Source organism: Rhodococcus sp. AW25M09 (assembly GCF_000333955.1).
In the GTDB taxonomy this organism is placed as follows: domain Bacteria; phylum Actinomycetota; class Actinomycetes; order Mycobacteriales; family Mycobacteriaceae; genus Rhodococcoides.
Map to the genome: position 1 here is coordinate 1 of NZ_CAPS01000022.1, position 26,655 is coordinate 26,655.

The following is a 26,655-nucleotide window of genomic DNA, read 5'->3' on the forward strand; positions in this document are numbered from 1 at the left end:
TGCTGGCTGCTCATGCGGCCGGGGAGCCGAACGCATTCGCAACATTGATCTACCGCCACCACGAACATCTGTGGCTCACCGCTCGCCGCACGAGCTACACGCCCGAGGACGCCTCCGACGCTCTGCAGGAGGCTCTGCTCTCCGCGCATCGCACGGCCGGGTCGTTTCGCGCCGACGCTGCCGTTCGCAGTTGGTTGCACAAGATCGTCGTCAACGCCTGCCTCGACCGTATCCGCCGCAACAAGGCGCGGCCTTCGGTTCCGTTGAGCGAGAACGAAAGTCACGAGCCTGCATCTCCCAGAGATCACATCTCCGAGACCGAGACCAGCATTCTGGTTCGTCAGGCTCTGATGACGCTGCCTCCCGATCAGCGGGCGGCCGTCGTCATCGTGGACATGGAGGGGTACTCGGTGGCAGATGCCGCCCAGTTGCTCGGCGTTCCCACCGGTACCGTCAAGAGTCGATGCGCGCGCGGGCGCCTCAAGCTGTCGACTCAGCTCGAGTACTTGAAAGACGCAGGGAACCGAATCTAGATCTCTCGCGTCTATACCGTGTGAGAGAGAAAAGCAGATTCGGTGAAGGGAGGCGCAATCGTGTCGTCGAGTACCGACGCTCTGCCCGACGCCCCGTTCTCGCCGGAGCTGCTTGCCGAACTGCATGCCGATGCGCTTCCCGAGGACGTCAGCAGACGGCTGTGGCCTCTTGTTCGTCTCGACGAGGAGTCGATGCGAGTGATGGCCGGTCTCGACGCCGTGTCGTCTCGATTGCACGAAGTGGGCGAGGACCCGAACGGCACGTTGCCGATTCCGCCCGAGGTCGCCCAACAGATCGAGCACACGATCCATGCCATAGAGCAGTCCGATCGGCCGACCAGCGATTCCGTCGTCGTGCCGCTCCGATCGCGGAGGCAGCGCCTTTTGCTCGGAAGTGCAGCTGCCGCAGTACTTCTCGTCGGCGGAACTGTCGCCGGCACAGCGATATGGAACACCTCGGACACACCGGACTCCATTGCCGCCGAACCTTCGCAGTCTCCTGACGGGTCACTGATGCTCGATTCGGCGCACCTCGACTCGAGTTTCGCGTTCAGCATCATCGGCAAGCGTGATCCCGGTGCCCTCTCGGATCCAGCCGATCTGACGGCGTGCCTGGCGGCCAACGACGTCGACCCTGCGACCTCGGTTCTCGGTTCGAGTCAGGTCCGGGTCGACGGCCGGGACGGAACCCTGCTCGTGCTTGCCGGCGCGCGACCTGCCCAGCTCATCGCCCTGGCGGTCGGGAACGACTGCGGCGACGCCAACCCGGACGTACTGACACGGCGCGATATCGGCTGACACACCTCTCACCGGGGAACAACTGCCTCTAGGGTGGTGTTGATCAGATGTACGTCGACCGGCTCGTGCAATGTGCACTCGGCTTGTCGGCGACAAGTACACGCCGCACAAGATCGGAAGGTCTGCATTGAGTACCCCCAAGGTTCACGATCTCATCATCGTCGGTTCGGGACCGGCCGGCTATACCGCCGGTGTCTACGCAGCCCGCGCAGAACTGGAACCGATCCTGTTCGAGGGAACGCAGTTCGGCGGTGCGCTCATGACGACAACCGAGGTCGAGAACTTCCCCGGGTTCCGCGAAGGCATCATGGGCCCCGATCTGATGGAGCAGATGCGCGAGCAGGCGAAACGATTCGGCGCCGACATCCGCACCGAAGACGTCGAAGAGCTCGAGCTCACCGGCCCGATCAAGACCGTCTCCGCAGGCGGCGAGACCTACCAGGCCCGCGCCATCATCCTCGCGATGGGCGCAGCGGCCCGCTACCTGTCCATTCCGGGAGAGGAGAAGCTACTCGGACGCGGCGTCAGCGCCTGTGCCACCTGTGACGGCTTCTTCTTCCGTGATCAGGACATCGCCGTCATCGGCGGTGGCGACTCGGCGATGGAGGAGGCAACCTTCCTCACCCGATTCGCCCGCAGTGTCACGATCGTGCACCGCCGCAGCGAGTTCCGGGCGTCGCGCATCATGCTCGAGCGCGCCAAGAACAACGACAAGATCCGATTCCTCACCGACACCAAGGTTCTCGAAGTCCTGGGCGAGACCAGTGTCACCGGCATCTCGCTCGAGCACGCGGAGACCGGGGAGAAGTCGACTCTGGACGTGACCGGAATGTTCGTCGCTATCGGCCACGATCCCCGCAACGAACTGGTCAAGGGCCAGGTCGACCTCGATGACGCCGGTTACGTCGTGGTCTCCTCGCCGACCTCGGCCACCTCGATCGAGGGAGTGTTCGCTGCGGGAGACCTCGTCGACCACGTCTATCAGCAGGCCATCACCGCTGCCGGTACGGGTTGCACCGCGTCGATCGACGCCGAGCGGTGGCTTGCCGAGCAGGGTGACATCACCAGCAACACGCTCGACAACGCCGACCAGCCGGTCGACGCCGTCAACGCCTGACCAGTCCGCTTTCACACACAGCTTCACACATCGAGGAGATAGAAATGTCCGACGACAAGAGCACAGTCACCATCACCGATGCATCGTTCGTCGACGATGTACTGACGAGCGAGAAGCCGGTCCTGGTCGACTTCTGGGCAACCTGGTGTGGCCCGTGCAAGATGGTCGCCCCGGTTCTCGAGGAGATCGCCGCCGAACACAAGGACAAGCTGACGATCGCCAAGCTCGACATCGACGCGAATCCGCAGGCGGCTCGCGACTTCAAGGTCATGTCGATTCCGACGCTCATCCTGTTCCAGGGTGGCAAGCCGGTGAAGCAAATCGTCGGCGCCAAAGGCAAGGCCGCGCTGCTCAAGGACCTCGAAGGCGTTATCTGATTCACCTGAACAGCATGTGGATTGCAGCGGAAGGCAGTCTTTCTGCGACAATCATCTGATGTGCCGACGCACGGCGTCGGCACATCAGCCGCATCAGGGTGCGGTGCAGTCAGAACGATCGAGAGGCGCGTCGAGGATGCAGGAACTCAGTCACGGCGATTCCGGACCCGCCGTCGCCGAGGTCCGCGGGACTCTCTCGGCACTCGGCTTTCTGCATGAAGCCGTTGTTCCACCCGGCCCGATGGACGACGGTCACTGGACCGCCCCCGGTTCCGTCTTCGACGGTGCCCTCGGCGGGGCCGTGCGAGCCTTCCAGCAGCACCGTGGTTTGTTGGTCGACGGTGTAGTCGGCCCGGCCACCTATCGCGCATTGAAAGAGGCGTCGTACCACCTCGGTGCGCGAACCCTCATCTACCAACTGTCCGCACCGCTGTACGGAGACGATGTCGCCTCCCTGCAGACGCGACTGCAGGACCTCGGTTTCTACAGCGAACGTGTCGACGGCTTCTTCGGTCCCCGGACCCACGAGGGCCTGTCCTCGTTCCAGCGTGAGATCGGCCTGTCCCCGGACGGTATTTGCGGCCCTGCGACGCTGCGTTCTCTCGATCTGCTCGGAACGCGTGTCACCGGTGGTTCACCGCATGCCATGAGCGAGGAAGAGCTCGTCCGCAAGTCCGGACCACAACTGACCGGCAAGCGCATCGTCATCGATCCTGACCTCGGCGGTGCCGACACCGGACGCATCGTCGACGGAGCACTCGGGCGAGTGTCCGAATCAGAGATCTTGTGGGACATGGCGAGCCGTCTCGAGGGACGGATGGCTGCGACCGGAATGGAGACGTTCCTCTCCCGTGCCCGCGGCACCAATCCCTCCGTGGCCGATCGCGCCGAGACGGCAAACGCGTGGGGTGCCGATCTGATGATCTCGCTGCGGTGCGCATCGAGCACCAGCCCGGTGGCCAACGGCGTCGCCAGCTTCCATTTCGGTAACTCGCACGGTTCCACCTCCATGATCGGCCAGGTTCTCACCAGCTATGTGCAGCGCGAAATTGTCGCGCGTACACCGCTTCTCGACTGCCGTAGTCATGGGCGAACCTGGGACCTGTTGCGCCTGACCAACATGCCGACCATTCAGATCGACCTCGGATACCTCACCAACGAATCCGACGTCGAGGTACTGAGCGACCCGCGGTTCCGCGACATCATCGCCGAGGCAATCCTGATCGCCGTCAAGCGTCTGTACCTCCTGGGTCAGGACGACCAGCCGACCGGCACCTTCACCTTCGCCGAACTACTCGCCGAGGAACTCGCCGCCGCCGACCGCCCCTGAACCAGGGCGCGGTGCCGGCCGGCTGTCAGCGGGCACCGACGGTCGACTTCTGTTCGATGTCGACTACGGAGATACTGGCCGCAACGATCAACTGCTCGAGTGCAGATTCGACGTCCTGTTTCCAACCGTGATCGCGATCCAGTTCGAGCCGCAGTCTCGGGAATCTGTGGTGAGGTGCAATAACTTCGAAGCCGACCTTCTCGAGAAAGTCCGCTTCGATCATGCACGTCGACGCCGAACACGTCAGATGGGCCGTGGCATTGGGAACCACCGGTGCCGCGTCGTCGGCGTTGTGCCGAATACCGAAGGCCTCCAGTGCGCGCACACCGCGATTGACGAGATCTCCGACCACCGCCTGAATCAAGGTGGCCGAGTGGGCATCGGCATCGTCGGGCGAATCGATCCGTAATTGGGTCAGGAGAACTGCGTCATGACTGACGGGCGATGTGGGGAACGTCGACGCCCGAGGGACGGCACGAGGTGGGCAATAGAGCGCGCACCCGATCGTCTTGCCGTCGGCCGACAACAGCTGCCCGCACGATCCCCACTCGAGCATGATGGTCGACAACCACACTTCGTTCTCGAATTCGAGATCGACCGACGTATTCTCGGATGCCGGATCGAGTACCCAGAAGCTGCACCGCCGCGAGTGCGCGGGCAGATGTTCGAACGAACCGAGCGTCACTCCGTTCACCATCGCCGACACCGCTTACCTCAGCCTTCGTGCACTCGTTCCAACGCGAGAATTCTCTATCGGAGCCGATACTCTCCTCGACAAGGATAGGCGACTCCATCGCCCAACCCACCGGGCGGACCCTCCGACTGAAATACGGTGCATGGCAACATATTTCGAGCCGAAACGCGACTTTTCGGACCGTTCACCGGGGAGTTACGTCACAGTGACGTTTCGACCGCGTATAGCTGGTCCTGAAAAAACGCGGCTACTTTTTCTTCTGTGCTTCCATCATCTCGACGATCCTTTCGAGGTCGTCGACCGACCCGAATTCGACCACGATCTTGCCTTTTCGCTTACCCAGACTGACCGTGACTCGCGTATCGAAGGAATCCGACAGCCGATCTGCGACGTCTTGAAGACCCGGCATTTGAATCGGCTTACGCCGGGCTGCCGGTTCCGGAGTGTTTCCGTCCTCCCTATTGGTGAGGGTGACGGCCTCTTCGGTCGCACGGACGGACAGACCTTCTGCGACGATGCGCGCAGCCAACGTCTCCTGCGCATCCGACCCGGCATCCAACGACAGCAGCGCGCGAGCGTGCCCGGCCGAGAGAACTCCTGCTGCCACTCGTCGCTGCACCGGAATCGGCAGCTTCAACAACCGAATCATGTTGGTGACGACCGGACGCGATCGACCGATTTTCGCGGCCAACTCCTCGTGCGTGACGTCGAACTCTTCGAGCAGTTGCTGATATGCGGCTGCCTCTTCGAGCGGATTGAGCTGCACCCGGTGGATGTTCTCGAGCAATGCATCGCGCAGCATGGCGTCGTCTGCGGTCTCTCGAACGATCGCGGGGATCGTCTCGAGGCCCGCTTCCTGGCTGGCGCGCCACCGACGCTCGCCCATGACCAACTGATATTTCGCATCTCCGGCGGCCGCGGAACCCGATACGAGACGGACGACGATGGGCTGCATGAGCCCGAATTCGCGGATCGAGTGCACCAGTTCGGCGAGTGATTCATCGTCGAAGACGTGTCTCGGCTGCTTCGGATTCGCTTCGATCCGGTCCGGCGCGATCTCGCGATACACGGCGCCGACGGGGGAGAGGTCCTCTCCACTGAGTACCGGAGGGGTCGGGGTGGGTGCCGTAGCGATCTCGGTTGCATCATCGGCCGACGCGGTTGGCTTCGGCTTGGTCGACGTATCCGGTCGATCCTGCGCATTGCGGTCGGCACCGATGATGACGTCCGCTGCCGCTTTGCCGAGGCGGGGTCCGGCGTCGGGTCCGGTGGGTATGAGCGAGGCCAGACCACGACCCAGGCCACCTTTTCGCGTTTGACTCATCTGGTTACTTCTTCCGTGCTTCTTCGATGCCGGCCGAACGGGCGGCGAGTTCTCGTCCGGCGTCCAGGTAGCTCATGGCGCCTCGTGAACCGGGGTCGTAATCGAGCACCGTCATTCCGTAGCCGGGTGCCTCGGACACTTTGACACTTCGGGGAATGACCGCCCGCAGAACGGCATCTCCGAAGTGCTTGCGGACCTCCTCCGCTACCTGATCCGCCAGTTTCGTCCGACCGTCGTACATCGTCAGGATCACCGTGGACACGTGCAGTTCGGGATTCAGGTGCGACTGCACCAGCTCGATATTGCGCAGGAGCTGTCCCACACCTTCGAGTGCGTAGTACTCGCACTGAATCGGAATGAGCACCTCGGTCGCTGCGACGAGCGCGTTGACCGTCAACAGCCCGAGTGACGGTGGGCAGTCGATGAGGATGAAATCTGCGTCGATTCCAGCGAGCTCCTCTACCGACAGGGCTGTCTTGAGGCGCCCTTCCCGAGCGACCATCGACACCAGCTCGATCTCGGCTCCTGCAAGATCGATGGTTGCCGGGATACAGAACAGCCTCTCACTGTGAGGACTCTGCTGCACCGCATCCTTGGCGCTCACCTCGCCGATGAGGACCTCGTAACTCGATGGCACACCGGAGTGATGCTCGACGCCCAACGCAGTGCTGGCGTTGCCCTGGGGGTCCAAATCGACCACCAGAACCGTCAGGCCCTGCAGTGCGAGTGCGGCGGCCAGGTTGACGGCGGTGGTGGTCTTGCCGACTCCGCCCTTCTGGTTGGCGATGGTCAGCATGCGACGCTGCGCCGGCTTCGGGAGCGACACCGATCCCGGATGTAGCACCTGACTGGCTCGATGGGCCGCTGCGCCGATCGGAGTGTCGTTCGGGGAGATCGCGTTGGTGTACTCGAATCCGGAACTGGACTTCACCTCCGACTTGCTCCCGGAGTCATTCGACGCGTTCTTCTTGGACGCTGTTTCACGTGAAACAGCGCGATCGGACCCACCCGACATATGTGCTCCTTAGTGCGGAACTGATTGTGTTCAATACGATCGATAGGAACGAGCGCGGGACCCACGAGCCCACGATCGACACTCAGTGACGACTCAGTCTCCGAGGCTGACGCACCGCTCGGACGACGATGGTGGGAGTAGGCAACAGACCCACTCCGCACTCCACTACCTCCAGCTTGCCAGCACCCATCCGGGTGAGGGAAGCCCGGTCTCGTTCGATCTCTTCGCCGGCACTGGATCCCTTCAGAGCAAGCATGCGGCCGTTCTCGTGGACGAGGGGAAGTGACCACTTGGCGAGCTTCTCCAGCGGTGCCACCGCCCTCGAGGTCACCACATCGGCACCCCCCGCTTCCTTCTTGACCCCAGGCTGTTCCGCGCGACCGCGAACGACCAACACGTTCAGTTCGTGTTCATCGATGAACTCGGCCAGATACACGGTTCGTCGAAGAAGCGGCTCGACGAGCGTCACGCGCAGATCCGGACGAGCAATCGCCAAAGGAATCCCCGGCAGCCCGGCCCCGCTGCCGATGTCCACGACGGTCTCACCCTCATCGATGAGTTCGCCGATTGCCGCGCAGTTGAGAATGTGACGCTCCCACAGCCGCGGCACTTCGCGTGGCCCGATGAGGCCACGCTCGACGCCGGCCGTAGCCAACGAGTCGTGATACTTCCGAGCCAGCTCGAGCCGATCTCCGAAAACCTGCTCTGCGAAGGCCATCAGCTGGTTGCTATCCGAGCGTTCTTGTTCCACGTGAAACATCTTCCCGTGCGCGGGCTTGGATCGCCAAACGACAACGCTGTAAGTACGGATTCTGCGCGGAAATTGACCGGATACCGCAGCTTCTGGAAGGCCCAAGCCGAACCGGTAGACCTCGAGGCGATCGATCACCGGTCGATCCACGCGGCGACTCGTGCGATCGGCTCACGGCCCGGTATCCGGACGGTCTCGTTCTCGATACGCCCCTAGGCTTCGTTGCCCCATACCCGCGACGATTCGTGATGTCACCTTGGTGACCCTCGGAGATGGTTCTACCCATCCACGGCGAACCGCGGCGCGCCCAGCCCGACGTCGATCCGCCATCGTCCATCGGTACACCGACACGACCGACTCGGCACCGACTCCCCACCCAGTCACACAGCTCGCCGAGCGTGCCCATATTCCAACAGCCGAGAATCCAACCTCTCGTATCGACAATCGCCAAAGTATCGACAATCGCGCAAGTATCGACGATCGCGAAATCGTCCAGCCGACCACCACGAGACCGACAACTGCTCACCAACCTCGGACCCCGCTGGGCTCGGCGGCCACTGCTCGATAGTTCGAGGCCACACTGACGCCTCCGTCCATGCAGGCTCGTACTTGTCACACCTCGGATCCGGCGGGACGTGCCTGCCTCTGTGCGCTGACGTCGGCAGTACCGCCTTGTCGTGCTGCCCGACTTCACGGCACACGACAGTGCCGGGCTCGGCACCCTTCCCCGGCCCGGGCACCGCCACAGTCGCTCGGATCAGTGAGAGAGGAGCCGACCAACATCGGACGGAGAACCCCCGGGCACCAGAAGCAGGGGACACAGCACCGGGACGATTCGCGCGCAGAAGACGCATAACCACAGGAATGCCGTCGAAGTCCACCGATGACCTTCCGAGGGTTCTTCGGATCACCTCGACTCCCGTTGGGCGGGCTCGAACTCGGCACCATCGCGTCGCCGGTGGACGTATGCACATTGCAGAACACTCCCGCGGGGAGCGGGGCAACAACGTAGTACTCCGGAGCGCGCATTACCCATCCATGACGCGCACTGGGTGCATCGACGCCAGCCATGTGTACTCGACGCGACACCTCGATCAACCCGGCTACGACGAGACCTCACTCAAACCGCAGGATCATCCAACTCGAGAACATCCAACTCAGGCCCGCGGGGGGCCGGTTGCGCTCGCCGGCGAAGGCGTCCGGTGCCAGCACTCGCAGTCCGCCCGGTTTCACGTGAAACATCGGTCGGGATAGCTCGGCACCGGACGGTCTATCCCGGACTGTGCGACCGAGTCGGGTCTCGCAGTCCACTGGTCCAAACCGCTGCCGCGTTGCCAACTATCGGGCAGGTAGTTCGTCCCCGCAGGATGTCCCGATGATGGGTCGACACCACGAACTCCACCGGTCTCCTCGATGGCAGCCACAATCAGAGTCGACACATCCACGCACCACATATCCGGCAGCTGAGAACGCACTGATCATTCCCAACATCAGTCCGCGTCGACGGCACTCGTTTTCCGTGGCGATGTTTCACGTGAAACGACGTCGGGGGACCGGCGCCAGCCGGAGCAAAGCAGGACGCACCAATTGCTACCGCGTCCACCGCGAAATCCCGACCACTCCCGACGGAGGTACACGAAGACCCCAGTCATCTATATGGAGGGCATTCACCGGTTCCTGAAAACTTCGAGTGCAACCATTGCCACACATCGACAGTCCCGACATCCGGATCGCCGCACCCGCATCGCGAACGCCGTCACGTTTCGGGCAGTCCGCCTGCATCGGTAGAAGACACGTTCCACAGCAGGCCCAGGGGATCGGATGATGCGTCGTTGGTACGGAATCGCGCAACCTACCGACGAAGACCCATCGCGAAGAGTCAGATCTACAGTCGATGTCCCTGCCGCGAAATAGACCGTGCCTTCGACGCACCGAGAGACGGGTCAGAGTCACCGCTCGAGTTCGTGGCCATGTTTCACGTGAAACCGTCACCCATATCGCACCCCATCACGGTCGCCCTTGCACAACTCCTTGCCGTCACAGTGACGAAAGCGTCCACTACTCGTGGGTGAGGCTACATTCGCCCGAATTGAATGACATCGATGCAATTCGGAGACGTCCGGCACCCATCATCGGTGTTCGAATACGACGATGGCCCCCACCGAAGTGGGGGCCACCGATTGCGACGTTCTGCTATGCCTTGACGACAACAACCCGTCGAGACGGTTCGACGCCGGTGCTCTCGCTGGCAACGCCGTCGATCTTGGCGACCGCGTCGTGCACGATCTTGCGCTCGAACGGCGTCATCGGAGTCAGCTCTTCGCGCTCGCCGGAATCGAGCACGCGACGCGCTGCTTCGGCCCCGAGGTTGCCGAGTTCGCCTCGCCGCTTCGCACGCCAGCCGGCGACGTCGAGCATCAGCTTGCTGCGCTCACCCGTCGACTGCTGAACAGCCAGGCGCGTCAATTCCTGGAGAGCGTCGAGAACCTCGCCCTTGCGGCCGACGAGTTTGGCGAGATCATCTCCGCCATCGATGCTGACGATGGCCCGATCACCCTCGACATCCAGATCGATGTCTCCGTCGAAGTCGAGAACGTCGAGGAGCTGCTCGAGGTAATCACCGGCAATCTCGCCTTCCTCGACCAGATAGTCCTCGTCGTCGTCGTCGTCATCATCATCGTCATCGTCAGCGTCAGAGGAGCCCTCCGATACGTCTGTGCCGGCCTTCTTCTCGACCGTGGAGTCTGCGGCAGCATCCCCGGCTGTGTCCTCGGCCGCAGGACTCTCGTCCGCATCTGTATCGACCGCACTGAGCTGATCGGCCTCGACCATCACGTCATTCGCTCCATCCCCGGAAACCGCACCGTCTGTGTTCTGCGTTTCGTCGTTCTGAACTTCTTCTACGCCCGCTGCCATGATCGTCCTTCTCTCGACGTGTCGGTCAGCGCCGCTTGCGCTTGGTCGACTTGTTCCGGTTCGCCTGCGGTCTCGGCTTGATCGGGGATGCGGCACCGGTGGTCGTACCCGACGTGTCGTCTCCGGCTGCCATCGAATCATCGGCCGTCGGTGTCATCTTCGACAGCTTGGGACGAGCACCGGGCTTCGGCTTGGTGGTCGACACCGGCTTCACGCCGGGCTTCGGCGCGTTCTCGGAGCGCTTCTCCACCACAGCAGCTGCTTTGGCTGCTTCTTCCTTGTCGATCTTTCCGAACACCAGATGCTGCTGGGCGTACGTCCACGTGTTGTTGCTGACCCAGTACAGCAGGATTGCGATCGGGAGAAGTGCACCGAACACCAGAACGCCGAGCGGGAACACATACAGCGCGAGTTTGTTCATGATTGCGGACTGCGGATTTGCCGCTGCCGCCGCGCTCTGCCGTGCCACGGACGCACGCGAGTTCAGGTGCGTCATGATGGCCGCGATGATCATCAACGGAATGGACACCGCAGCGATGACCCACGTGGACGGAATGGACGCACCAGGACCCACCGCGAAGGCGTCCAACTGCTGCTGGGGCATGGTGATCCACGCGGAGATGGGCGCGCCGAACAAGCGGGCATCCAAGAACGACTGCACGTCCGCCACGTCGAACGCATAGTTCGACAGCAGCCGGTTCTCCTCCGGGCTCAATCCCAGCTGACCGACACCGGTGCCGGTCCGGTTGAACGAGCGTAGGACGTGAAACAAGCCGATGAAGACCGGTGCCTGAGCCAGCACCGGAAGGCAGCCCATCAGCGGATTGAAGCCGTGTTCCTTCTGCAGCTTCTGCATCTCGACGGCCATCTTTTGCTTGTCTTTGCCGTACTTCTTCTGCAGTGCCTTGATCTGCGGCTGCAACTCCTGCATCTGCCGAGTGGTACGCACCTGCTTGACGAAGGGCTTGTACAGAATCAAACGGAGGGTGAAGACGAGGAAAACGACGGACAGCGCCCAGGCGAAGCCATTGCTGGGATCCTGGAACACAAAGCCGAACACCTTGTGCCACACCCAGAGAATCCAGGCAACCGGGTAGTAAATGAAGTCGAGCACGGCTCTATGTACTCCTCTGTTCTTCCACTCGCAGAAGATCGTGGTGTTCTTCGGTTTCGGTCGGCTCGGTGACGGTCGCGCGCCACTTGCCGGGTTCGGGCACCGGGTCCCATCCTCCAGAGTGCCAGGGAGCACATTTGAGGAGACGGACGACTGCCAGCAACGTGCCCTTCATCATCCCGTGTGCCTGGAGAGCCTCGATGGCGTATTCACTGCAGGTAGGGGAGAAGCGACAGGTGGGAGGTCTCATCGGGGACACATATGTTCGGTACAAGCCGATGAAATAGACGAGCGTGCGCGCAGGGATGGAACGAAGGCTGCCCATGAATGTCATGATGGCGGACCCTTCGGAGCTTCGAGAAGACCGAGCTTCTTCATTCCTGAACGCAATTGAACGAGTAACTCTGCCGACGACGCGGACGCGGCACCCGGAAGAGCACGAATCACCACGTCGGTGTTCTCGGGGAGCTCACCGAGGACGTCGCTACAGATATGCCGAAGCCGGCGCGCAACTCTGTGACGAGTTACGGCCGGCCCGACTGCCTTGCTGACGATCAGTCCGAATCGTGGTCCCCGAACGGTCGATGCGATGGCCTGCTCGTCACGCTCGAGAGCGTGAACGACCAGATTCGATCTACCCATTCGGCGTCCTCGACGCACCGCCACGGAGAAATCACGTGCTCGGTGCAGTCGATTCGGCTCAGGAAGCATCCCGAGCTCCAAGCTTCGGACGAAGTATCAGGCTGTGAGTTCTTTGCGGCCCTTGCCGCGACGTGCGGAAACGATTGCACGACCCGCACGGGTACGCATACGAAGACGGAAGCCATGAACGCGCGCGCGGCGGCGATTGTTCGGCTGGAACGTCCGCTTGCCCTTGGCCACGGTCAACACTCCTCGAGATTCGAAGACGCCGATCGGTCGGCGCCTGCTGGAAAGGTTCTTCAGCGACTTCGGATGAAGCCGCTAGCCTCCCGAGCGAGAAATCCGAGTGAAGACAGACTGTAAGCAGCCAGCAAGCATCGGCCACCTCGCTATTGGGTGACTGTTCGAGAGTACTGATCGAGTCACCGGTGGTCAAACTCGCTCCGCACCGATCGCTGGCGCCGGTTATGCACAGGCTGCACCGATTCCTCCGTCCCGAGCCCGTTCACGACGTGGAATCGATCACGACGAGCCGCCTACAACGAGACAATTCGTTCGATCACACGACAGACAATGGCCATCCGTGCAGGTCAGACTCGCGAGAGCGCGATAGCACGAGCCGAACAACGATCCGGCGTCACATCGGTGTCGTTTATCCACACCTGTGGATAATTGTGTGGAAACACAGTTCAGGTGGCATATTCGTACCTTGCGGGGTCCACTCACGGACCCCGATTCTCGGCCGCGGCGACGCACGATCGACGACGTTATCCGACGACGCTGCCGCGCGGGTGGAAAGCGGCGCGTGAGATTGATGCGCCGAACCCGCACGAGAGACATGCTCGACAACGGAGGGATCGACGTGAACGACGATCCGGATGCGCTCACCCGCATCTGGCCCGAGGTGGTCGCGGAGCTCACATCCGACCGACACAGTGGGTCGCCGCTGACCAAGGGCCAGAAGGCATGGCTCGCCCTGGTCGAACCGCTGACATTGACACAGGGCTTCGCCCTGCTGGCGGTACCGTCGACCTTCGCTCAAGAAGCCATAGAACGAGACCTCCGAGAGCCGATCCTCGGAGCTCTCGGGCGACACCTCGGACAGGGTGTCGAGGGCCTCGGTGTCCGCATCTCCGCTCCCGAGGACGAGAAGATCGACTCCGAGCGGTCGTCCTACCCCGACGCAGTCAGCTCGCCCACGTACCGGCGCCGCGTCCTGACCAGCCGGAACGACGAACCGTCGGACTCCGAGACCGCCGACTACGAGGAAGTCGACGACGAACGCGAGGCACTGGCCAGCGTGCAGAACTCGTGGCCGACGTACTTCACCAAACCACCCGAGTCGGCGCCCCCGTCGTCGGGCGCGAACAGTCTGAACTCGAAGTACACCTTCGATACGTTCGTCATCGGTGCCTCCAACCGGTTCGCTCACGCTGCCGCGGTCGCCATTGCCGAAGCACCCGCTCGCGCATACAACCCACTGTTCGTGTGGGGGGCGTCGGGACTGGGCAAGACTCACCTGCTGCACGCCGCCGGACACTATGCACAGCGTCTGTTCCCGGGGATGCGGGTCAAATACGTCTCCACCGAGGAATTCACGAACGACTTCATCAACAGTCTTCGTGACGACCGCAAGGTGGCCTTCAAGCGCCGCTACCGCGAAACCGACGTGTTGCTCGTCGACGACATCCAGTTCATCGAGGGCAAGGAAGGCATCCAGGAGGAGTTCTTCCACACCTTCAATACCCTGCACAACGCCAACAAGCAGATCGTCGTCTCGTCCGACCGGCCGCCGAAGCAACTGGCGACCCTGGAGGAGCGACTCCGTACCCGCTTCGAGTGGGGCCTGATCACCGACGTGCAGCCACCCGAACTCGAGACGCGTATTGCCATTCTGAGCAAGAAGGCTCGAATGGACCGACTCGATGTACCCCATGACGTACTCGAACTGATCGCCAGCCGCATCGAACGCAATATCCGCGAGCTCGAGGGCGCCCTGATCCGCGTGACAGCATTCGCATCACTCAACGGACAAGCACTGGACCTCACCCTGGCGGAGGTCGTACTGCGCGATCTCATTCCCGATTCGTCGAGTCTCGATATCAATGCGGCCACGATCATGGCCGTCACCGCGGAGTACTTCAACACCTCCATCGAGGACCTGTGCGGTCCCGGAAAGGCCAGGGCGCTGGCCATGGCCAGACAGATCGCGATGTATCTCTGCCGCGAGCTGACCGATCTGTCGTTGCCCAAGATCGGCCAGACGTTCGGTCGCGATCACACGACGGTGATGTACGCGGACAAGAAGATCCGCAAGGAGATGACGGAGCGTCGCAAGGTCTACGACCAGGTTCAAGAGCTCACCGCGCGGATAAAGCAACGCTCGAAGCGCTAGAACCGGCCGGCACACCATGCACGCCGACACGGCACCGAATCCCATTGCGGGTTCGGTGCCGTCGTCCGTTTCGGCACTCGCCCGACCGATTTTTGCTCGGATTCGCATGAATTTTCAACGTACCCACCGTTGATTCACACCTGTGGATAACCATGTGGACAACATCGAAGTTCTGGGGATGGAATGTGGGCGCCTGTGCACCGATGTGATTCGTCCACAAGCAACCGAGCGGCAGCCGCATATTGGTCCCGAGTTCATCCCCACGACACCACGCTCGGCCACCAGCGGCTCGAATGGTCCGTGCACAGATTCCACAGGACCTATTAATACTTCTGTTTTCTCCTTGAAAGAACTTCTTTGAAAACAGGTGTTGGGGAACGATCCGTTCACAGGCGCTCCGCGATCGTGGAATTGCACGATCGCTGGGATGACCGAGCCCGTGCCCGAGCTTTCAACTTCGCTGCCGAGGGCATACGGTGTGCTTGCGCTGGATGTGCCAGACTCGTCGTTGCATCGGTTCGAGCCGCAACGATCGAGGTTGCGGCTCCGGTCCGTGAAGACGAACGCCGCCGAACGAGAGGAAATGCCGAGCGATGGAGCTTGGAAGTTTGAAGTTTCGCGTTGCTCGTGAAGATTTTTCCGATTCCGTCGCGTGGGTGGCCCGTAGCCTGCCGTCCCGTCCGCCCGTCCCTGTCCTCGGTGGAGTTCTTCTCGCCGCCGACGAGCAGGGCCTGACGGTCTCCGGATTCGACTACGAGGTCTCCGCTCAGGTCAAAGTGTCTGCCGAGGTCGCCACCGCGGGCCGAGTTCTGGTGTCGGGCAAGCTCCTTGCCGATATCACCAAGTCTCTGCCGAACAAGCCGGTCGACGTCACGGTCGACGGAACCCGTGTTCTGATCAACTGCGGTAGCGCCAAATTCTCGCTGCCCACGATGCCGGTGGAGGACTACCCGCAGCTTCCCGAGTTGCCCAGCCAGACCGGATCGTTGGCCGGGGACGTGTTCTCGGAGGCCATCGCGCAGGTGGCCATCGCCGCGGGCAAGGACGACACCCTTCCGATGCTGACCGGTATTCGCGTCGAGATCGACGGCACCAATGTCGTGCTCGCGGCCACCGATCGTTTTCGTTTGGCCGTTCGTCAGGTGGACTGGACGCCCGCCGGCGCCGACACCACCACTGCGGTGCTCATCCCGGCCAAGACCCTGTCCGAGTCTGCGAAGACTCTGGGCGGCAATGCCGGCTCGCCCGTCGAATTGGCCTTGGGTTCGGGTTCCTCCATCGGTAGCGACGGTTTGCTCGGCATCGTCAGCGATGGGCGCCGAACGACGACGCGGCTCCTCGACGCGGAGTTCCCCAAGTTTCGTCAGCTGTTGCCGGCCGAGCACACCGCGGTGGCGACCCTCGAAATTGCATCACTGGTCGAAGCGATCAAGCGTGTGGCACTCGTGGCCGAGCGTGGCGCGCAGGTCCGCCTCGAGTTCAACTCCGAGGGCGTCCTGCTTTCCGCAGGCGGGGACGATGCAGGTCGCGCCGAGGAGGCACTGCCTGCCGACTTCCAGGGTGAAGCACTGACAATTGCCTTCAATCCGGGCTACCTCATCGATGGACTGTCGTCGCTGCACAGCGACAAGGTCACCTTCGGCTTCACGACTCCGAGCCGGCCCGCGGTGTTGCGTCCGACCTCGGACGAGGAGCTCGTAGCAGACGAATCAGGCAAGTTCGCGGCGCCGCAGTCGGAATACACGTACCTGCTGATGCCGGTCAGGCTGCCGGGCTGATCGTTTCCTGGTTACTGTTGACCCTGCGGGAACTCCACACCTGACTACAGACAAGGACGCCTCATCATGCAGCTGGGCTTGGTCGGTCTCGGAAAAATGGGCTTCAACATGCGCGAGAGACTGCGCGACCACGGTCACGAAGTCATCGGCTACGACCCACGCCCCGAGGTGACGGACACTCCGTCGCTCACCGGTTTGGCCGAGGCCCTCACGGCGCCTCGCGTGGTGTGGGTGATGGTTCCGTCCGGCCAGATCACTCGCGACACCGTAGTAGGGCTCGCTGATGTACTCGAACCCGGTGATCTGGTGATCGATGGTGGCAACTCGCGATTCACCGACGACAAGCCCAACGCAGAGCTGTTGGACGCCAAGGGAATCGGCTACATCGACGCCGGTGTGTCCGGGGGCGTCTGGGGTTTGAAGAACGGTTACGGCCTGATGGTGGGTGGCCAGGAAGACCATGTCGCCCGTGCGATGCCGATCTTCGATGCCTTGCGTCCGGAGGGCGAGCGCGCGGACGGTTTCGTGCACGCGGGACCGGTCGGCGCCGGCCACTACTCGAAGATGGTGCACAACGGCATCGAGTACGGATTGATGCAGGCATACGCCGAGGGATACGAGATCCTCGAGGCCGAAGAGCTGGTGCAGGACGTGCAGGGAGTGCTGCGAGCCTGGAGCAAGGGAACCGTCGTGCGGTCGTGGCTGCTCGATCTCCTGGTCGAAGCGCTCGGCGAGGATCCCGAATTCAGCGAAATCTCCGGATACACCGAAGACTCCGGTGAGGGCCGCTGGACGGTAGAGGAAGCCATTCGGCATGCCGTACCCGCTCCGGTTATCTCGGCGGCATTGTTCGCGAGATTTGCTTCCCGTCAAGAGGATTCGCCTGCAATGAAGGCCGTGTCCGCGTTGCGAAATCAGTTCGGTGGGCATGCGGTGAAGAAGGCCGATGGGGACGAGACCCTCCGCGCGCCCGCGCCGAAGCACACCGAGTAAGTGTTCGTCCGGTCTCTGCAGCTGCACAATTTCCGATCCTGGGACGACGTCACAGTCGACCTGGGACCGGGTTCGACCGTGTTCGTCGGACCGAACGGACACGGCAAGACCAATCTGCTCGAATCGTTGAACTATCTGTCGACGCTGTCCTCGCATCGTGTCTCGACGGACGCGCCGATGATCCGGGCGGGCGCGTCCACGGCGTTGGTCGGCAGCGCCGTGGTCAACCACGGTCGCGAGCTGATCATCGACGTGGAACTGCTCGAGGGCAAAGCAAACAAGGCCCGGATGAATCGCTCACCGGTACGGCGACCGCGTGAGATCCTGGGTGTGCTGCAGAGCGTGTTGTTCGCTCCCGAGGATCTGTCGTTGGTGCGTGGGGATCCCAGCGAGCGTCGACGGTATCTGGATGAACTGCTCACCACCCGAATTCCTCGGATGGCCACTGTCCGCGCCGATTACGACAAAGTTCTCCGGCAGCGATCGGCATTGCTCAAGACGGCGAGTGGATCGTTGCGTCGAGGCGCGTCGTCGGGAGACGGTGCCAGTGCCCTCGCCACGCTCGATGTGTGGGATGGACACCTCGCAGCACATGGAGCTCGATTGCTCACCGCCAGAATAGGTTTGGTTCACGAGCTGCTGCCTTTCGTGCAACAGGCATACAGCTCGATCGCTCCGGAATCTCGATTGGCAGCTCTCGCCTATCGCTGCAGTCTCGCCGAGGCGCTGCCGCCGGAGTTCTCGGACGCAGATCGTACGCCCGAGCCCGATGACGTCGAGGTTCTGGAAGCTGCTTTCCTACATCAGCTTTCGGTGATGCGACAGCGCGAGATCGAGCGTGGAGTGTGTCTGGTGGGCCCACATCGAGACGATCTGGAGTTGATGCTCGGCGATCAACCGACCAAAGGTTTTGCCAGTCATGGTGAATCGTGGTCGTATGCCCTGTCACTCCGGCTCGGGTCGTTCGCCCTGTTGCGTGAGGACGGCACGGACCCGGTGCTGATGCTCGATGACGTGTTCGCAGAACTCGATCGCAAGAGGCGTGCTGCGTTGGCCACGGTTGCCGCCGGTGCAGAGCAGGTTCTCATCACCGCTGCGGTACCGGAGGACGTACCGCCCGAACTCGACGCCCGTCGGTACGGAGTCGAGGCCCGTCAGAACTCGGATTCCGGTGCAGCAGGTCGTATCTCGCAGATCACCGATCTGTCGAATTCCGCCGAGATCGCAGTGTCCGAAAGTGATGCTCGGTGAACGACGAGATCGAGCCGGCAGAGCCCGCAGAGACACCGGAATTGAAGGGTGTCGATCTCGCGCGGCGAGCTCTCGAGGATGCGCGCGCCGCGGCCAAGGCCAGTGGCAAGTCGGTGGGACAGGGACGGTCGTCGCCGACCGGAGGAGTTCGTGCACTGAGGGGGCGTCGTCGACGGGGTTGGTCGGGTGCCGGTCCCGACGACCGGGATCCGCAGGCCTTCGGCGCTCTGGCCAATTCGATCGCGTCCAAGCGTGGATGGTCGGCCAAGGTCTCGGAGGGTGCAGTACTGGGTCGCTGGTCCAGTGTCGTGGGGGAGGACATCTCGGCGCATGCGGAGCCCACCGGTCTCAAGGACGGGGTGTTGAGCATTTCTGCCGAGTCCACCGCATGGGCGACACAGCTGAGACTGATGCAGTCTCAGATTCTCGCCAAGATCGCCGCAGCGGTCGGTCATGGCGTCGTGACATCCCTTCGCATCACCGGACCGACGACCCAGAGTTGGAGGAAGGGTGAACGTCACGTTCGAGGACGGGGTCCGCGGGATACGTACGGATAGTGAGAGGTACCAACAGGTATCGTCGAATGCGCTGGTCCGGACGATCCTCAACAGCTGTTGGGGCCAGTGTTGCTGTGACATGGTATATGTGCGTAGCGTGATTGCAGACACGTAACGGTCGGGGACCGAGAGCCAGTTCCGTGTAACCATCGGACGAGGAGAAGTTGTGTCTGCACCTACGAAGAAGCCATCGACAGCCGCCGTCGACGTAGACGGGACTCCCGAGGACAGAGTCGTTCTGCATGCTCGCAACGTCGAGTTCGACTGGACCTCGCTGCCGTTGCACTACATGGACGGCAATCCGCTCGCGACGCACCTGATCAACGTGATGCACCTGCTCCTTCCCGAGGGCGAGGAGTGGTTCGTGCGGACGTTCAAGGAAGCGTTGCCGCTGATCCACGACGAACAGTTGCGCGATGATGTCATCGGCTTCATCGGCCAGGAAGCCATGCATGCGCAAGCGCACACCGAGGTTCACGATCAGCTCCGGGCACACGGTATCGACGTGGATCCGTACGTCGATCAGATGAAATTTCTCTTCGGCCGGGCCCTCGGCAACAGATCGGGTCACGGTCAGAACAGTCTGGTCGAACGACTCGCTCTGATAGCCGCAGCCGAACATCTGACCGCATTCCTGGGTGACTGGGTTCTGAACGCATCGGAGTTGGACGAAGCGGACATCGATCCCATCATGTTGGATCTGCTGCGGTGGCACGGTGCCGAAGAGGTCGAGCATCGGTCGGTGGCCTACGAGGTGATGCGGTACTTCGATGTGCGCCCGGCCCGCCGGATCCGTACCTACGTCGTCATCGCGCCCACCCTCGTCTGGTTCTGGACGCGTGGTGTTCGCTACCTCATGACTCACGATCCGTCACTGGCTCACCTCCCACCGAAGCGGCGCACACCGTCGTTCCGGGAGTTTCGCAAGGTCGCCAAGTCCGGTCTCTTCCCGACCCCGATGTCGATGACGAAGGCCTCGTTGCGCTACTTCAAGAGCACATACCACCCCTCCCAGGAAGGGTCGACGGAACAGGCAGTCCGGTATCTGGCCACGTCCCCGGCAGCTCGGTCCGCCGATCGATGACCAAACGCACGTTGCGGAGCAAGCTCGGCGCAATGGCACAGATGGTGGAGTCGTTTCGCGTCGGGCGCACCATTCCCAAGAATCTGTACGGTCGCGACGAGCCGGATCAGACGGTGTCACTGGTGACCGATGCGCTCGACAAGTGGTTCGCGCTCCTCGACGGTGACGACTACGACGCCTCGTTCGCGGCGCCTCCCGTCGTGCACACTCATGCATCGACTCTGGTGTCCCGAGAGGTGCTGTGTGCCGACGAGGACGTTGTGCAACTGACCTTCGCTGCCGCCGACGGTTCGGTACTTCCGGCGTGGGCACCGGGCATGCATCTGGATTTCTATCTGCCGTCCGGACGTCGCCGCCAGTACTCGTTGTGCGGCCCTCCCGATGCCGACACGTATTCGATCGCGGTGCGTCTGGTGCCGGACGGTGGCGGCGGATCACCGGAGATGCACAACCTGCCGATCGGGGCCGAGGTCGCAATTCGTGGTCCGCGCAACGGTTTTCCTTTCGTGCCGTCCGAACACGCGGTGTTCGTGGCCGGCGGAATCGGGATCACCGCCATCATCTCGATGGTGCGCCGCGCCCGCGAAACGGGGATGCAGTGGCATCTGGTCTACTGCGGCCGGTCCCGCGAGTCCATGCCGTTCCTCGACGAAATCGCGGGCTGGGAGCCCGATCGCGTGACGGTGCGGACAGACGATGTGGACGGCATGCCGTCGAGCATGGATCTTCTCGGTGCCGCCGCGCCCGGCGGTTCGGTCTACGTGTGCGGACCACCGCCGATGATCGACCTGGTCCGAGCGTCGTTCGATTCGCTTCCGGCAACGCATCTGCACTTCGAGCGCTTCTCGCCACCACCGGTCAAGAACGGTCGGGAATTCGAGGTGCAGCTCGTCGACTCCGGTGACATCATCACCGTCGGTCCGGACGAGACTGCGCTGCATGCCATTCGGCGTCTGAGACCCGACGTCGCGTACTCCTGCCAACAGGGTTTCTGTGGAACCTGTCGGGTTCGAGTGCTCAGCGGAACACCGCAGCATCGGGAGAATCGACTCACTGCCGAGGAAAAGCGTCGCGAGATGCTCATCTGTGTCTCCCGCTCCGAAGGCGAACGGATCGTGCTCGATCTCTAGCCGAGTGGCGGGTTTTACCCTTCATATTTGTCGTCGGACATCGCGAAAATGCGTCTGCGGCGCAATCAGGGGCCTTTTAGGGGTGTCATCGTGCCCATGCTGTCGCGGGCAACCAGTACTATGGACCGGTACGAGAGAAGCCCGGAACAAACGCATGGACCCGGGCGCGGTCGATTGGACTGTGCCTGCTCCTGCGGTAGCACCTTCAGGGGTGTGAGCGGGGTAGTGGACGCGTAGAAGGAGAACCAGCTAACCGTGGCTGCCCAGAAGTCAGGTAACAACGAGAACAGCAAGGATTACGGCGCTTCGTCCATCACGGTCCTCGAGGGACTGGAAGCAGTTCGTAAGCGGCCCGGTATGTACATCGGTTCCACCGGTGAGCGAGGCCTGCACCACCTGATCTGGGAGGTCGTCGACAACTCCGTCGACGAGGCCATGGCCGGCTACGCCTCCACCGTGGATGTCACCATCCACGAGGACGGGAGCGTCGAGGTCAAGGACGACGGTCGAGGAATTCCCGTCGCCATGCACTCGTCCGGCGTTCCCACCGTCGAGGTCGTCATGACCCAGCTGCACGCAGGCGGAAAGTTCGACTCGGACTCCTACGCGGTCTCCGGCGGCCTGCACGGTGTCGGCATCTCCGTGGTGAACGCACTCTCGACCAAGGTCGAACTGCAGATCGCGCGTGACGGTCATCGATACACGCAGACGTACGACTACGCCAAGCCGGGACCGCTCGAGACCGTCGGCGATACCAAGGACACCGGCACCACGGTGCGGTTCTGGGCCGACGGCAAGATTTTCGAGACCTTGGATTACAGCTTCGAGACCGTTCACCGTCGCCTGCAGGAGATGGCGTTCCTGAACAAGGGACTGACCATCAACTTCACCGACGAGCGAGTAGCCGTCGCGGCGGTTACCGAGGACGAACTCGGCGAGACTGCCTTGGCTCCGAAGTCGGCCTCCGAGGAAGAGGCTGACGCAGTCGAAGCGAAGCCGGCAAAGGCACGTAAACGGACCTATCACTACCCCGACGGTCTGATCGACTTCGTCAAACACATCACCGCCAAAAAGAACCAGACCCCAATTCATAAGTCCGTGGTCGGGTTCACCGCCAAGGGTGTCGGCCACGAGGTCGAAATCGCGATGCAGTGGAACGCCGGTTACTCCGAATCCGTGCACACGTTCGCGAACACCATCAACACGCACGAGGGCGGCACCCACGAAGAGGGCTTCCGTACCGCGCTGACGGCCACCGTGAACAAGTACGCCAAGGACAAGAAGCTCGTCAAAGATAAGGACGACAATCTTACCGGCGACGACATCCGCGAGGGCTTGGCCGCCGTTATCTCGGTGCGGGTCGGCGAGCCGCAGTTCGAGGGGCAGACCAAGACCAAGCTCGGCAACACCGAGATTCGGTCGTTCGTTCTCAAGGCCTGCAACGAGCATCTCTCGCACTGGTTCGAGTCCAATCCCGCCGACGCCAAGACGATCATCAACAAGGCCGTCTCGTCCGCACAAGCCCGCTTGGCTGCTCGCAAGGCGCGAGAGCTGGTTCGGAAGAAGAGCGCGAACGATATCGGTGGTCTGCCCGGCAAACTGGCCGATTGTCGGTCCAACGATCCGAGCAAATCAGAGATCTACATCGTGGAGGGCGACTCCGCAGGTGGCTCGGCAAAGTCAGGTCGCGACTCGATGTTCCAGGCGATCCTGCCGTTGCGCGGAAAGATCATCAACGTTGAGAAGGCTCGCATCGACCGCGTGCTGAAGAACAACGAAGTCCAGTCGATCATCACCGCATTCGGCACCGGCATCCACGATGAGTTCGACATCGCCAAACTTCGCTATCACAAGATCGTGCTGATGGCCGACGCCGACGTCGACGGCCAGCACATCTCGACACTGCTGATGACGTTGCTCTTCCGCTTCATGCGTCCGCTGATCGAGCACGGCCACGTGTATCTCGCGATGCCGCCGCTGTACAAGCTCAAGTGGAGCCGCGGCGAACCGGATTTCGCGTACTCCGATCGTGAGCGCGACGGACTGCTGGAAGCCGGCATCGCCAACAAGCGCAAGATCAACGTCGAAGACGGCGTTCAGCGCTACAAGGGTCTCGGCGAAATGAACGCCAAGGAACTGTGGGAGACCACCATGGATCCGTCTGTTCGTGTGCTGCGGCTGATCACCCTCGACGACGCTGCTGCCGCCGACGAGCTGTTCAGCGTGCTGATGGGCGAGGACGTATCCGCACGCCGAAGCTTCATCGCCCGGAACGCGAAAGATGTTCGCTTTCTTGACGTTTAGTCACTTCCCTTCACGCAATGACCAGTTCTCTCGGTGCGTGAAGGTGACCGTTTCTCGAGGAGATTTGTATGTCTGACATCACCGAACCGCCGGTAGGACCCCCGCCGGGTTCGACCACCAATGCCGAGGGTGGCGACCGGATCGATCCGGTCGACATCCAGCAGGAAATGCAGCGCAGTTACATCGATTACGCCATGAGCGTCATCGTCGGTCGCGCACTGCCCGAGGTCCGCGACGGTCTCAAGCCGGTGCACCGCCGTGTGTTGTACGCGATGTACGACTCGGGCTTCCGCCCCGACCGCAGTTACGTCAAATCCGCACGCCCCGTTGCCGAAACGATGGGTAACTACCATCCCCACGGCGACACCTCGATCTACGACGCACTGGTGCGATTGGCCCAGCCGTGGTCGATGCGGTACCCGCTGGTGGACGGCCAGGGAAACTTCGGTTCGCGCGGCAACGACGGTGCCGCCGCCATGCGATACACCGAGGCGCGCCTGACCCCGCTCGCGATGGAGATGCTGCGCGACATCGACGAGGAAACCGTCGATTTCATCCCCAACTACGACGGCAAAACCCAAGAGCCGACGGTCCTTCCGTCGCGGGTGCCCAACCTGTTGATGAACGGTTCCAACGGCATTGCCGTCGGCATGGCCACCAATATCCCTCCGCACAACCTGCGTGAACTCGGCGATGCGGTGTTCTGGGCTCTCGATAACCACGAGGCCGACGAGGAAGCCACTCTGGCGGCCTGCATGGAACGCGTCAAGGGCCCTGACTTCCCCACCCACGGGCTCATCGTCGGCGGCCAGGGGATCCAGGACGCATACGCCACCGGTCGAGGCTCCATCCGCATGCGCGGTGTCGTCGAGATCGAAGAAGATGCGATGGGTCGCACCACGATCGTCATCACGGAATTGCCGTTCCAGGTCAACCCGGACAACATGATTCAGTCGATTCACGAGCAGGTGCGTGACGGCAAGCTCGCCGGAATCTCCAAGATCGACGACGAGTCGTCCGATCGCGTCGGCATGCGCATCGTCGTCACGATCAAGCGGGACGCGGTCGCGAAGGTGGTGCTCAACAACCTCTACAAGCACTCGCAGCTGCAGACGAGCTTCGGTGCGAACATGCTCTCGATCGTGGACGGCGTGCCGCGCACACTGCGACTGGATCAGATGATCCGGTACTACGTCACTCATCAACTCGACGTGATCGTTCGACGCACGCGGTACCGGCTGCGGAGGGCAGAGGAGCGCGCTCACATCCTGCGTGGACTCGTCAAGGCGCTCGACGCACTGGACGAGGTCATTGCCTTGATCCGCGCGTCGCAGACAGTAGAAGTTGCCAAGCAGGGCTTGATCGACCTACTCGATATCGACGACATCCAAGCTCAGGCGATCCTCGACATGCAGCTGCGGCGCCTCGCAGCCCTCGAGCGTCAGAAGATCATCGACGATCTTGCGGAGCTGGAAATTACGATTGCCGATCTGAAGGACATCCTGGCCAAGCCGGAGCGGCAACGGCAGATCGTGCGCGACGAACTAGCCGAGATCGTCGAGAAATTCGGTGACGATCGTCGTACCCGCATCATCGCCGCCGACGGTGACGTCAACGACGAGGATCTGATCGCCCGGGAGAACGTGGTCGTCACGATCACCGAAACCGGTTACGCCAAGCGCACCAGAACCGACCTGTACCGCTCGCAGAAGCGCGGCGGCAAGGGCGTGATGGGTGCGGGGCTCAAGCAGGACGACATCGTCAGCAAATTCTTCGTCTGCTCGACGCACGACTGGATCCTGTTCTTCACCACCAAGGGCCGCGTCTACCGGGCCAAGGCGTACGAACTGCCCGAGGCGAACCGAACGGCTCGCGGCCAGCACGTCGCCAACCTGCTCGCGTTCCAGCCCGACGAGCGCATCGCGCAGGTCATCCAGATCAAGACGTACGAGGACGCTCCTTACCTGGTCCTCGCCACCAAGGGCGGTCTGGTCAAGAAGTCGCGACTGACCGACTTCGACTCCAACCGCAGCGGCGGCATCGTTGCCGTGAACCTGCGCGGCGAGGACGAACTCGTCGGTGCGGTCTTGTGCAGCAACGAGGACGATCTGCTGCTCGTCTCCGCGCTGGGGCAGTCCATCCGGTTCTCCGCCACCGACGAGGTACTGCGACCGATGGGCCGCGCCACCTCCGGTGTGCAGGGCATGCGATTCAACGGCGAGGACGAATTGCTCTCACTCAACGTCGTCAGCGAGAACAAGTTCTTGCTGGTCGCGACGTCGGGTGGCTACTCCAAGCGCACCGCGATGGAGGACTACCCGCAGCAGGGCCGCGGCGGAAAGGGAGTACTGACGATCCAGTACGACCCCAAGCGTGGCACGCTGGTGGGAGCTCTCATCGTCGACGACGAGGACGAGCTGTACGCCATCACGTCCAGTGGTGGCGTAATCCGGACCGCTGCCAAGCAGGTTCGGAAAGCCGGCCGACAGACCAAGGGCGTGCGGTTGATGAATCTCGGTGAAGGCGACACACTGCTCGCAATCGCGCGCAAT

At 62.3% G+C, this 26,655-nt stretch carries 23 protein-coding genes; 14 read left to right on the forward strand and 9 right to left on the reverse strand.

The annotated features are described in order from the left end of the window. The first annotated feature begins 2 nt into the window (after positions 1-2). The 5 genes from sigM to RHODMAR_RS04140 all read left to right on the forward strand — a co-directional run bounded on the left by sigM (position 3) and on the right by RHODMAR_RS04140 (position 4,155). Positions 3-533 (forward strand): RNA polymerase sigma factor SigM, encoded by a 531-nt coding sequence (sigM, locus tag RHODMAR_RS04120; RefSeq protein ID WP_051047773.1) that lies wholly within the window; start codon positions 3-5, stop codon positions 531-533. 60 nt (positions 534-593) lie between these two features. Continuing rightward, positions 594-1,331: a hypothetical protein gene (locus RHODMAR_RS04125; RefSeq protein WP_051047775.1), complete on the forward strand. Its 738-nt coding sequence runs from the start codon at positions 594-596 to the stop codon at positions 1,329-1,331. 127 nt (positions 1,332-1,458) lie between these two features. Continuing rightward, positions 1,459-2,448: a thioredoxin-disulfide reductase gene (gene trxB / locus RHODMAR_RS04130; protein WP_008711580.1), complete on the forward strand. Its 990-nt coding sequence runs from the start codon at positions 1,459-1,461 to the stop codon at positions 2,446-2,448. A 44-nt stretch (positions 2,449-2,492) separates the two neighbouring features. Continuing rightward, positions 2,493-2,825, forward strand: coding sequence for a thioredoxin (gene trxA / locus RHODMAR_RS04135; RefSeq protein WP_008711582.1), 333 nt, complete (start codon positions 2,493-2,495; stop codon positions 2,823-2,825). Positions 2,826-2,961: 136 nt separating this feature from the next. Beyond that, the gene (locus RHODMAR_RS04140) at positions 2,962-4,155 is read left to right on the forward strand and encodes an N-acetylmuramoyl-L-alanine amidase (RefSeq protein ID WP_008711585.1); all 1,194 of its coding nucleotides are present in this window, start codon (positions 2,962-2,964) and stop codon (positions 4,153-4,155) included. A 25-nt stretch (positions 4,156-4,180) separates the two neighbouring features. On the opposite strand, the gene RHODMAR_RS04145 is transcribed toward RHODMAR_RS04140, so the two are convergent. From RHODMAR_RS04145 to rpmH, 9 genes are all read right to left on the reverse strand, one after another. Further along, positions 4,181-4,861 carry a hypothetical protein gene (locus tag RHODMAR_RS04145; protein ID WP_008711587.1) on the reverse strand — a complete coding sequence of 227 codons (681 nt, stop codon included), beginning with the start codon at positions 4,859-4,861 and terminating at the stop codon, positions 4,181-4,183. A 235-nt stretch (positions 4,862-5,096) separates the two neighbouring features. Beyond that, complete coding sequence (locus RHODMAR_RS04150; protein WP_008711589.1) at positions 5,097-6,173, reverse strand: ParB/RepB/Spo0J family partition protein; 1,077 nt, start codon at positions 6,171-6,173, stop codon at positions 5,097-5,099. A gap of 4 nt (positions 6,174-6,177) precedes the next feature. Beyond that, positions 6,178-7,188 (reverse strand): ParA family protein, encoded by a 1,011-nt coding sequence (locus RHODMAR_RS04155; RefSeq protein ID WP_008711592.1) that lies wholly within the window; start codon positions 7,186-7,188, stop codon positions 6,178-6,180. 82 nt (positions 7,189-7,270) lie between these two features. Further along, the gene (rsmG, locus tag RHODMAR_RS04160) at positions 7,271-7,948 is read right to left on the reverse strand and encodes a 16S rRNA (guanine(527)-N(7))-methyltransferase RsmG (protein ID WP_042937933.1); all 678 of its coding nucleotides are present in this window, start codon (positions 7,946-7,948) and stop codon (positions 7,271-7,273) included. Positions 7,949-10,132: 2,184 nt separating this feature from the next. Next, positions 10,133-10,855, reverse strand: a complete 723-nt coding sequence (locus RHODMAR_RS04165) for a Jag family protein (protein ID WP_008711595.1) — start codon at positions 10,853-10,855, stop codon at positions 10,133-10,135. 25 nt (positions 10,856-10,880) lie between these two features. Continuing rightward, entirely contained in the window at positions 10,881-11,969 is a 1,089-nt protein-coding gene (gene yidC, locus RHODMAR_RS04170) for a membrane protein insertase YidC (protein ID WP_008711597.1), read from the reverse strand. A 4-nt stretch (positions 11,970-11,973) separates the two neighbouring features. After that, on the reverse strand, positions 11,974-12,303 hold the full coding sequence (yidD, locus tag RHODMAR_RS04175; RefSeq protein WP_008711600.1) for a membrane protein insertion efficiency factor YidD: 330 nt from the start codon (positions 12,301-12,303) through the stop codon (positions 11,974-11,976). Further along, positions 12,300-12,680 carry a ribonuclease P protein component gene (gene rnpA / locus RHODMAR_RS04180; protein ID WP_042937929.1) on the reverse strand — a complete coding sequence of 127 codons (381 nt, stop codon included), beginning with the start codon at positions 12,678-12,680 and terminating at the stop codon, positions 12,300-12,302. The genes yidD and rnpA overlap by 4 nt, the downstream gene beginning before the upstream one ends. Positions 12,681-12,707: 27 nt before the next feature. Further along, positions 12,708-12,851, reverse strand: a complete 144-nt coding sequence (gene rpmH / locus RHODMAR_RS27405) for a 50S ribosomal protein L34 (protein ID WP_026347786.1) — start codon at positions 12,849-12,851, stop codon at positions 12,708-12,710. A gap of 598 nt (positions 12,852-13,449) precedes the next feature. Here rpmH and dnaA point away from each other — a divergent pair. The 9 genes from dnaA to gyrA form a co-directional block, all read left to right on the forward strand. Further along, positions 13,450-15,006, forward strand: a complete 1,557-nt coding sequence (gene dnaA, locus RHODMAR_RS04185; protein ID WP_008711604.1) for a chromosomal replication initiator protein DnaA — start codon at positions 13,450-13,452, stop codon at positions 15,004-15,006. Between the two features lie 593 nt (positions 15,007-15,599). Further along, a complete protein-coding gene (gene dnaN, locus RHODMAR_RS04190) occupies positions 15,600-16,784 on the forward strand; it encodes a DNA polymerase III subunit beta (RefSeq protein WP_008711606.1) in 1,185 nt (394 codons plus the stop codon). 66 nt (positions 16,785-16,850) lie between these two features. After that, positions 16,851-17,777: a phosphogluconate dehydrogenase (NAD(+)-dependent, decarboxylating) gene (gene gnd, locus RHODMAR_RS04195; protein ID WP_008711608.1), complete on the forward strand. Its 927-nt coding sequence runs from the start codon at positions 16,851-16,853 to the stop codon at positions 17,775-17,777. Next, the gene (recF, locus tag RHODMAR_RS04200; protein ID WP_008711609.1) at positions 17,778-19,028 is read left to right on the forward strand and encodes a DNA replication/repair protein RecF; all 1,251 of its coding nucleotides are present in this window, start codon (positions 17,778-17,780) and stop codon (positions 19,026-19,028) included. Further along, the gene (locus tag RHODMAR_RS04205) at positions 19,025-19,585 is read left to right on the forward strand and encodes a DUF721 family protein (RefSeq protein ID WP_008711612.1); all 561 of its coding nucleotides are present in this window, start codon (positions 19,025-19,027) and stop codon (positions 19,583-19,585) included. Before recF ends, RHODMAR_RS04205 begins: the two co-directional genes overlap by 4 nt. A gap of 166 nt (positions 19,586-19,751) precedes the next feature. After that, positions 19,752-20,669, forward strand: a complete 918-nt coding sequence (locus RHODMAR_RS04210; RefSeq protein WP_008711614.1) for a metal-dependent hydrolase — start codon at positions 19,752-19,754, stop codon at positions 20,667-20,669. 32 nt (positions 20,670-20,701) lie between these two features. Beyond that, positions 20,702-21,799: a PDR/VanB family oxidoreductase gene (locus RHODMAR_RS04215; RefSeq protein WP_051047776.1), complete on the forward strand. Its 1,098-nt coding sequence runs from the start codon at positions 20,702-20,704 to the stop codon at positions 21,797-21,799. 255 nt (positions 21,800-22,054) lie between these two features. Further along, the gene (gene gyrB, locus RHODMAR_RS04220; RefSeq protein ID WP_008711618.1) at positions 22,055-24,103 is read left to right on the forward strand and encodes a DNA topoisomerase (ATP-hydrolyzing) subunit B; all 2,049 of its coding nucleotides are present in this window, start codon (positions 22,055-22,057) and stop codon (positions 24,101-24,103) included. Positions 24,104-24,171: 68 nt separating this feature from the next. After that, positions 24,172-26,655, forward strand: a 2,484-nt coding sequence (gene gyrA, locus RHODMAR_RS04225; protein ID WP_008711620.1) for a DNA gyrase subunit A, incomplete at its 3' end; no start/stop codon positions are given.